Origin of the sequence: Lentzea sp. NPDC051208, from assembly GCF_040682435.1 — a bacterium.
GTDB lineage: Bacteria > Actinomycetota > Actinomycetes > Mycobacteriales > Pseudonocardiaceae > Lentzea > Lentzea kristufekii.
In genome coordinates this window covers 993625-1002001 of sequence record NZ_JBFBAW010000001.1, presented here as the reverse complement: position 1 = coordinate 1002001, position 8377 = coordinate 993625, and the positions used below count along the sequence as shown (strand labels likewise).

The following is an 8377-nucleotide window of genomic DNA, read 5'->3' as shown; positions in this document are numbered from 1 at the left end:
GCCCGCCGCCCCCCCCCCCCCCGCTCAAAACCTCTGCTGGTGGTGGTGGGGCGACGCCGCGATGCACCTGTCTGACCGCGAATTCGCCCGGCAACGTTCCGAGCCGCACCACTAGCTCACCACTGCTGGGTGCTCAGGCCGGTACCCAGGTAGATCTGGTCGTGCCCGTTGCCGTCGTTGTCGTCGGTGTAGACGACGGTGACGCGGCCCCACGGGTCGACGCCCACGGCGGGCTCGTCCTGCCTGCCGGTGGCGTTCGAGACCGTGAGCTGCCGTGCGGGACGGCCCGTGGTGCTCCCGTCGGGGTTGTAGACGCTGGTGTGCACGTCCTGGGCCTCCGCCGTGGTCACCGCGACGCCGAGCTGGTCGTCGATGCCGATCTGCGGGTCGGTGCCGGTGGTCTGCGCCACGGCACCGCGTGAGGTCCCGGCCGCCGTGAACGACTGCGTGCGGACACCGGACTGCTCCCAGGCGACGGCGAAGTCGCCGTTGAAGTTCGCCGCCACGGCGGGGCGCTTGCCCGGCCCCGTCGTGGTCTGCGCCTGCTTCACGCCACCGGCCGGGGTGACGATCTTGCGGGCGACGTTCGCGTCCGCCTCCCACACCACGATCGCGTTGCCCGCCGCGCCCATCGCGACCTGGGGTTTGGCGTGGGTGCCGCCGGCGTTGTTGACCTGCGCCTCGTAGGACTTGGAGCTGATCGACGCGAACACGCTCACCCGCACGGTGGGCGCGGCGGTGCCCTGCTTGTCCTCCCACGTCACCGCGAAGCCGCCGCTGTCGGGATCCGCCGCGACGCTGGGGAAGTACTGCTGGCCGTCGGCGCTCGCGTTGGCCGTGCCGGAGCCGGACACGGTTCCGGACGCGCTGACGGAGCGGACGGCGATGTTGTAGTAGCCGTTGCCGTCGGGGTCCTCCGACCAGACGACGACGGCGCTGCCGTCCTCGCGCACCGACACGTCCGGCTGCCAGTGGCGCCAGGTGCCGGTGCCACCGGTGGAGAGCTTCTTCTCGTAGACCGACGTTCCCTCTTTGTAGAGGCGGATCCAGACGTCGGAGTGGACCGGGTCCTCAGGGGCGGTGGTGTCGCGGTCGTCCTCCCAGACGACGGCGGTGTAGCCGTTGCGGGAGGTCGAGACGGACGCGTTGTCCTGGTCGCCGGTCGACTCGCTGTTGACCGTGGACCACGTCATCGGAACCGGGGCGAGCAGCAGGCTCGCGAGCAGCAATGTCTTCACGGCGCCTGCAATCCGGGGTTGGTGGACTCGACGACGTAGCTGCCGACGGTCTTGACCGGGTAGTCGCGGACGGTGACCTTGTCGACGGCGCGGTAGTCGACGCGCATCTCGGCCGAAGTGGTGCGGGTCTTGACGTAACCGCGCAGGTTCTTGAAGTACTTCACGTGCGGGTTCAGCGTCGGGTTGAGGCTGTTGTCGGCCGCGTTGCCGTCACCACCGGACGTGATGGAGGTGGTGACGAGCTCGGTGCCGATGATCCGGTTCTGGGTCCCGTAGTTCTGCATGAGGTTCGCGCCCCAGCTGCGGTGCACGTCGCCGGTGAGCACGACCGTGCCCTTGTTGCCGTTGGCGTCCCAGGCGTTCTGGATCCGCGTGCGGTTGGCGGTGTAGCCGTCCCACGAGTCCATGCTCTTGGACCCGTCCGCGGCGGCGAGCCTTTGCGCGAAGAACACCTGCTGGCCCAGGAAGTCCCACGTGCCGAGCTTCTGGCGCAGGCCGTCGATCAGCCACGTCTCCTGCGACGTGCCGGTGAGCGAGCGGGCCGGGTCGTCGGCGGCGGGGCAGACCTTCGTGCCGTCGCCGCACGCCTGGTCGTTGCGGTACTGGCGGGTGTCGAGCATGTGGAACGTGGCGAGGCTGCCCCAGCGGACCCTGCGGTGCAGCAGCATGTTCTCCGCGCTCGGCGCCTGGGCGCTGCGCAGCGGCATGTGCTCGTAGTAGGCCTTGTAGGCGGCCGCGCGGCGTGCCGTGAAGTCGCCGGCCGGGCTGCTGTCGTTGCGGACGAGGTCGGCGTAGTTGTTCTCGACCTCGTGGTCGTCCCAGACGACGAGCCAGGGCGCGGTGGCGTGCGCGGCCTGCAGGTCCGGGTCGGTCTTGTACTGGGCGTGGCGGACGCGGTAGTTCGCGAGCGTGCTGATCTCGGTGGCGGGGGCGAACTGCCGGACCTTCGTGGTGGTGGCGCCGCCTTCGTAGATGTAGTCGCCGAGGTGCAGGATCAGGTCGGGGTGTTCCTCGGCCATCCGGCGGTAGGCCGTGAAGTAGCCCTCCTCGTAGTGCGAGCACGAGGCGAAGAGCATGGTCAGTTCGGGTTGCGTGCCGACCGCCGGCGCGGTGAGGGCGCGGCCGGCGGGGGAGATGTGGCCGCCGGTGCGGAAGCGGTACCAGTACTCACGTCCCGGCTCCAGGCCGGTCAGGGTGACGTGCACGGAGTGAGCGCTTGCCTGGGTCGTGGTGAACGTGCCGGTGCGGGTGATGGCGGTGAAGCGCTCGTCGGTGGCGACCTGCCACTCGACGGCGGTGTTGGTGTTGGGCATTCCGCCGAGGCCGTCGGCGTTCAGCGGGTTCGGGGCGAGGCGGGTCCAGATCACGAACCCGTCGGCCGCCGGTTCGCCGGATGCGACTCCGAGGGTGAACGGGTAGCCGATGGCGTTCGCCGGGGCGGAGGACGCCAATCCGATGCTGGCCGCGGCGCTCGCTCCCGCGAGGCCGCCCACGATGAAGGTGCGTCTCCGTAACGTGGTCATGACCCACAGGCTTACCGAACGCGGGTAAAGGCGCGCCTAATTGCGTGCGGCTTCAGAGTGGTCTCCCACCAAGCAAGAGCGGCGCGGTCGTCGGTGTGGATGTCGAACGCGTCGGCGAGCAGCTCGGCGGCGCTGAGCGGGAGGCCGGTGTCGCGGACGGCGCGGTAGAGCAGGGCGACGTGGTCGCGGGACCAGGTTTCGAGGCGCAGACCGGGTAATCGCTCGGCCTCGCAGCACGGTTGGGCGCACACGACGATGTCGAACCACTCGTCGTCGTGGTCGTGGAACGCGACCGTGACACCGAACTGGTCGGGGTGCAGTGCGGCGACCCTGCTGTGGCGGGTCTCGTAGCGCAGGTCGTGGGGAAGCGCCGCGAGCCGTCTGGCCGCGTGGCGGTCCGGGCCGGTGATCGGGACGGGGTCACGGGGTGCGCCGTGGTCCAGCACGACCACCTCCCACCTGCTGCGGGCGAGCCTGAGCGCGGTGGCGAGACCGGCGATCCCCGCGCCGACGACGAGTGCTGTGCCGGTGAACGCAGTGGCCATGACCAGCCCCTTCCCCCTAGGATTGAGGCTAGCGAACGTTCAGAAATTTCTGAAGACAGGGTGACTGTGACGGGCGAGACAGAGCGCAGGGAGGCCGCCGAGCACCTGGCGCTCACGCTGGTCGGCGCCGGGATGCAGCGGATGGGGGCGCGGGCGCTGGCGGCGTTCCTGTTCGCCGAGAAGGACACGCTGACCGCCGGCGATCTGGCCGGGGAGCTGGGTGTGAGCGCGGGCTCGGTGTCCGGCGCGATCAAGATGGTCGCTCAGATGGGCCTGATCGAGCGGATCCACGTCGCGGGCAGCCGGCGTGAGCACTTCCGGATGCGCGACAACGCCTGGACGACGCTCTATTCGCGTCAGCACTCCGTCGTCGACGACGTGCTGCGTGCCGTGGAGAAGGGGGTCGACGCGGTCGGGCCCGGCCGCGCGCACGACCGGCTCGAGTACATGCGGGACTTCTACACGTTCCTGCTCAACGAGGCGCCGATGCTGGTGGAGCGCTTCGAGCGGCAGCGTCGTGGAGAACCCCGTTCATGATCAGGTCGAGCATCCGCTTCGCCTGATCCGGGTCGCCGTTCTGGGCGACGCCGATCAGCAGCGCCATCAGGTCCATGGGCTCCGTGCGCGCGTTCAGCGGGGTCAGCAGGGTCTGGACGGCCTCGGCCATCTTCGCGCGGCTGTGCTCGAACGGGTTCAGACCCAGCGCGATCACCGCCTGCAGCGCGTCCTTGAGGTCGCGTTTCGTCGCGGCGTAGGCGATGAAGCGGTCCATCCACTCCCGCAGCGCCGCCGCGGGCTCGTGGGTCTCGAGCAGTTCGGGCGCGGCGTCGCAGAGCTTCTCCAACTCGGTGCGGTAGACGGCCTCGATCAGCGCCTCGCGGGTGGGGAAGTGGCGGTAGAGCGTGCCGATCCCGACGCCCGCCTTCTTGGCGATGGCGCCGAGCGTCGCGTCCTTCTCGTGGGTGAACGCGTCGAGCGCCACCTCGATCAGCAGCCCTCGGTTGCGGACCGCGTCTGCACGCACTTCATCACTCCTACGGGTGTGCCACTTGCTAAACGGAGGGCCCTCCGTTTACTGTGGAACTCGAACCGGAGGCACCTCCGTTTCAGTGTACGACACAGGTTGGGGAAGTAGATGAGTGAGCGCATCACCACCCCGTTCGGTTTCGAGAGCACGGCTCTCGAGGTCGTCGAGGGCGTCGACCTCTCGGGCCGTCGCGCCGTGGTCACCGGTGGGGCGTCGGGCATCGGCGTCGAGACCGTGCGGGCGCTCGCCGCCGCGGGAGCCGAGGTCACCATCGCGGCACGCGACGTCGAGGCGGGCCGCAGGGTCGCCGCCGACGTGTCCGCCACCACGGGCAACAGCGGCGTCCTGGTCGCTCCGCTGGAGCTGACCTCGCAGGAGTCGGTCAGGGCCTTCGCCCGCACCTGGGACGGCCCGCTGCACCTGCTGATCAACAACGCGGGGGTGATGGCCACCCCGCTGACGCGCACGCCGGAGGGCTGGGAGCTCCAGTTCGCCACGAACCACTTCGGCCACTTCACGCTGACCCTAGGCCTGTTCGACGCGCTGCGCGCCGAGGGCGCCCGCGTGGTCAACGTCAGCTCGGCAGGCCACCTGAGCAGCCCGGTGGTGTTCGAGGACATCCACTTCGAGCGCCGCGAGTACGACCGCTGGCAGGCCTACGGCCAGTCCAAGACCGCGAACGTGCTGTTCGGCGTGGAGGCGGGCCGCCGCTGGTCCGGCGACGGCATCACGATGAACGCGCTGATGCCCGGCGGCATCCTGACGGCGCTGCAGCGCCACATCTCGCAGGAGGAGCTGCAGGAGCGCATCAGGCTGCGCGGTGGTGGGGGCAACCCGCTCCGGCTCAAGACGCCGGAGCAGGGCGCGGCCACCACGCTGGTGCTCGCCGTGTCCCCCTTGGTGGAGGGCCGTTCGGGCCTCTACTTCGAAGACTGCAACGAGGCGCTTCCGCACGCCGAGGGCACGACCACCGGCCTGGCCGCCTACGCGGCCGACCCCGAGGCCGCCGCCCAGCTGTGGAAGGTCTCCGAGGAAACGCTGAAGGTGCAGGCATGATCACCACAGGATTCGGCTTCGACACGACGGCCCTGGAGGTGGCGGCGACCGCCGATCTGACCGGCCGCCGGGCCATCGTCACCGGCGGCGCCTCGGGCATCGGCGTGGAGACCGTCCGGGCCCTGGCCACGGCCGGCGCCGAGGTGACGATCGCGGCCCGCGACATCGACGCGGCCCAGCGCGTGGCGGCCTCCCTGTCCAGGTCCACCGGCAACAAGCACCTCTCGGTGGCCCACGTGGACTTGGCTTCGCAGTCCTCCGTGAAGGCCTTCGCCCGCACCTGGGACGGCCCGCTGCACCTGCTGATCAACAACGCGGGTGTCATGGCCACCCCGCTGACCCGCACCCCGGAGGGCTGGGAGCTCCAGTTCGCCACGAACCACTTCGGCCACTTCACCCTGACCCTGGGCCTCTTCAACTCCCTGCGAGCCGAAGGCGCCCGAGTCGTGAACGTCAGCTCCTCCGCCCACCTGATGAGTGAGGTCGTGTTCGACGACATCCACTACGGGCGCCGCGAGTACGACCGCTGGCAGGCCTACGGCCAGTCGAAGACCGCGAACATCCTCTTCGGCGTGGAGGCCGGCCCGCGCTGGGCAAGCGAGGGCATCACCATGAACGCCCTGATGCCCGGCAGCATCGCCACCAACCTCCAGCGCCACCTCACCACCGAGGAACTGCAGGAGCGCATCCGCCGCAGTGGCGCAGCGGCCACCCGCCGCGTCAAGACGCCGGAACAGGGAGCCGCGACCACCCTCGTGGTGGCCACGACCCCGCTGCTGGACGGCATCTCGGGCAGGTACTTCGAGGACTGCAACGAGGCAGAGCCGGTCGCGGGCGGCTCGCACCTGCGCGGCGTGGCCCCGTACGCCCAGGATCCGGAAGCGGCAGCCCGGCTGTGGAAGGTCTCCGAGGAAATCCTCTGGTCCCTGAAGGCGGCCTGAGCCTCCGCCTCGACGGCGAAGCCAGACCAGTCCGAAGCGGCGGGGGAGTCGGGTTGGCCTGGTGGGTGGTCGTCGGCGCGGGGTGACGCGCGGGCTGGGCGACGGGCGGCGCGGAATGGGGGGTCCGGAGGTTGTCGAGCCAGGTCGACGGGCGACCTGGCTATGCGGCCAGGGCTGCTTCGCCGCTGCGGGCTTCCGCCGCCCTCTCAATGAAACGCAGCCGACTCCTCGCGCGTTGACGACCGAGTTCCCCTTGCCGCACCGTCTTTTCGGCTCCTACGCCACTGCTCGGCCATGCGCAGTCGCGCCTCCACAGGGCCATCAGGCGGAGGCCGGATGGTTGGCACGCGACAGCTGCCCCGGTTCCGGCTCTCCGCTCGCTTCACCTCTCGCGCCACCCGTCTCGTCCGGCTCCGCGTCCCCAGGGCGCCGCCCATCACGTCCGCCAGGCTCCACCTTCGGTGCCCCGGCCCTACCTCCAGCCCTCCGCCCGCCGGTGGTCGCCACCCGCCCACCTGACCCGGTAGAGGTCTGGACCATTTCGTGCTTCAATGACAGCGGGTCGCCGCCTGTAAGCGAAAGGTGAGCGAATGTCTGCCCGCTTGTTGCCCAGGGCACTGGCAGCCCTGCTTCTGCTCATGAGCACGATGCTCGTTCCGTCCACCGCCCAGGCAGCCGACACGTGCGCGCTCAAACCCCGCCCCGCGGGCAAGGTCCTGCACGGCTACTGGGAGAACTGGGACGGCGCGTCCAACGGGGTGCACCCGCCGTTCGGCTGGACCCCGATCACCGACAGCCGCATCAAGCAGCACGGCTACAACGTGATCAACGCGGCGTTCCCCGTGATCCGCTCCGACGGCACCGTGCTGTGGGAGGACGGCATGGACGCCGGGGTGAAGGTCGCGACGCCCGCCGAGATGTGTGCGGCGAAGGCGGCCGGGGCCACCATCCTGCTGTCGATCGGCGGCGCGACGGCGGGCATCGACCTGAGTTCGGCCGCTGTGGCCGACCGGTTCGTCGCGACCGTCGTGCCGATTCTGAAGAAGTACAACTTCGACGGGATCGACATCGACATCGAGACCGGCCTGGTCGGCAGCGGCAACATCAACCAGCTGTCGGCGTCGCAGGCGAACCTCGTGCGCATCATCGACGGTGTGCTGGCGGCCATGCCGTCCGGGTTCGGGCTCACCATGGCGCCGGAGACCGCGTACGTGACGGGCGGCAGCGTCGCGTACGGCTCGATCTGGGGTGCTTATCTGCCGATCGTCAAGAAGTACGCGGACAACGGCCGTCTGTGGTGGCTGAACATGCAGTACTACAACGGTTCCATGTACGGCTGCTCCGGCGACAGCTACTCGGCCGGGACCGTGCAGGGGTTCGTGGCGCAGACGCAGTGCCTGAACAAGGGCCTGGTCGTGCAGGGCACCACGATCAAGGTGCCCTACGACAAGCAGGTTCCCGGGCTGCCCGCGCAGCCCGGCGCCGGCGGCGGCTACATGAGCCCCACGCTGGTCGGGCAGGCGTGGAACAGCTTCGGTGGCCAGCTCAAGGGGCTCATGACCTGGTCCATCAACTGGGACGGCTCGAAGAACTGGACCTTCGGCGACAAGGTGAAGTCGTTGCAGGGGCGTTAGAGCACGATGGTGTTCTGCCCGGCGGCGATCCGCCAGGCTCCGTCCTCTTTGGACAGGACGTAGAGCGGTGAACCTTCGTTCTGGTCGAGGATCGGAGTGCCGTCGGGCCGGACCGGACGCTGGCGGATCTTGACGGCCGCCACGTCGGGCCGGATGAAGAGCACGTGGGCCACCTCGTACGTGGCGGTCGCCTCCTTCGCCGCGCCGGGCAGGACCTGGCGGGTGAAGGAGGCGATCTCGTCACGGCCGGTGAGCCGCTTGCCGTGCGCGGTCGTCCAGATCGCGTCGGAGCGGAACAGGCCGATGAACTCCTCGGGAAGCTCGTTCTGCTGCGAGTGCTGGACGGTGGCGACGAGCTTCTCGATCTCTGCGATGTCGGTCATGGTCAAGATCGTCGTACCTCGACCATGATG

9 protein-coding genes are annotated in these 8377 nt (G+C 69.6%); 4 read left to right on the top strand and 5 right to left on the bottom strand.

Annotation, left to right across the window (positions count from 1 at the left end):
* Window positions 1-116: 116 nt before the first annotated feature.
* From AB0M48_RS04335 to AB0M48_RS04325, 3 genes are read right to left on the bottom strand one after another with little or no spacing between them, the layout of a single operon-like run.
* On the bottom strand, window positions 117-1238 hold the full coding sequence (locus AB0M48_RS04335) for a hypothetical protein (protein WP_363835875.1): 1122 nt from the start codon (window positions 1236-1238) through the stop codon (window positions 117-119).
* Complete coding sequence (locus tag AB0M48_RS04330; protein ID WP_363835874.1) at window positions 1235-2761, bottom strand: alkaline phosphatase D family protein; 1527 nt, start codon at window positions 2759-2761, stop codon at window positions 1235-1237. The genes AB0M48_RS04335 and AB0M48_RS04330 overlap by 4 nt, the downstream gene beginning before the upstream one ends.
* Before the next feature lie 11 nt (window positions 2762-2772).
* Entirely contained in the window at window positions 2773-3306 is a 534-nt protein-coding gene (locus AB0M48_RS04325) for an FAD-dependent oxidoreductase (RefSeq protein ID WP_363835873.1), read from the bottom strand.
* Window positions 3307-3372: 66 nt separating this feature from the next.
* Here AB0M48_RS04325 and AB0M48_RS04320 point away from each other — a divergent pair, with 66 nt between their 5' ends.
* Complete coding sequence (locus tag AB0M48_RS04320; RefSeq protein WP_363835872.1) at window positions 3373-3843, top strand: MarR family transcriptional regulator; 471 nt, start codon at window positions 3373-3375, stop codon at window positions 3841-3843.
* Here AB0M48_RS04320 and AB0M48_RS04315 read toward each other — a convergent pair.
* Complete coding sequence (locus AB0M48_RS04315) at window positions 3779-4330, bottom strand: helix-turn-helix domain-containing protein (protein ID WP_363835871.1); 552 nt, start codon at window positions 4328-4330, stop codon at window positions 3779-3781. The two genes, AB0M48_RS04320 and AB0M48_RS04315, sit on opposite strands and share 65 nt — an antisense overlap.
* Before the next feature lie 111 nt (window positions 4331-4441).
* Here AB0M48_RS04315 and AB0M48_RS04310 point away from each other — a divergent pair, with 111 nt between their 5' ends.
* The 3 genes from AB0M48_RS04310 (at window position 4442) to AB0M48_RS04300 (ending at window position 7964) form a co-directional block, all read left to right on the top strand.
* Window positions 4442-5389 carry an SDR family NAD(P)-dependent oxidoreductase gene (locus AB0M48_RS04310; RefSeq protein ID WP_363835870.1) on the top strand — a complete coding sequence of 316 codons (948 nt, stop codon included), beginning with the start codon at window positions 4442-4444 and terminating at the stop codon, window positions 5387-5389.
* The gene (locus tag AB0M48_RS04305) at window positions 5386-6330 is read left to right on the top strand and encodes an SDR family NAD(P)-dependent oxidoreductase (protein ID WP_363835869.1); all 945 of its coding nucleotides are present in this window, start codon (window positions 5386-5388) and stop codon (window positions 6328-6330) included. The genes AB0M48_RS04310 and AB0M48_RS04305 overlap by 4 nt, the downstream gene beginning before the upstream one ends.
* A 590-nt stretch (window positions 6331-6920) precedes the next feature.
* Entirely contained in the window at window positions 6921-7964 is a 1044-nt protein-coding gene (locus tag AB0M48_RS04300; RefSeq protein WP_363835868.1) for a chitinase, read from the top strand.
* Here AB0M48_RS04300 and AB0M48_RS04295 read toward each other — a convergent pair.
* On the bottom strand, window positions 7961-8347 hold the full coding sequence (locus tag AB0M48_RS04295) for an SgcJ/EcaC family oxidoreductase (RefSeq protein ID WP_258948424.1): 387 nt from the start codon (window positions 8345-8347) through the stop codon (window positions 7961-7963). The genes AB0M48_RS04300 and AB0M48_RS04295 overlap by 4 nt on opposite strands.
* Window positions 8348-8377: the final 30 nt, after the last annotated feature.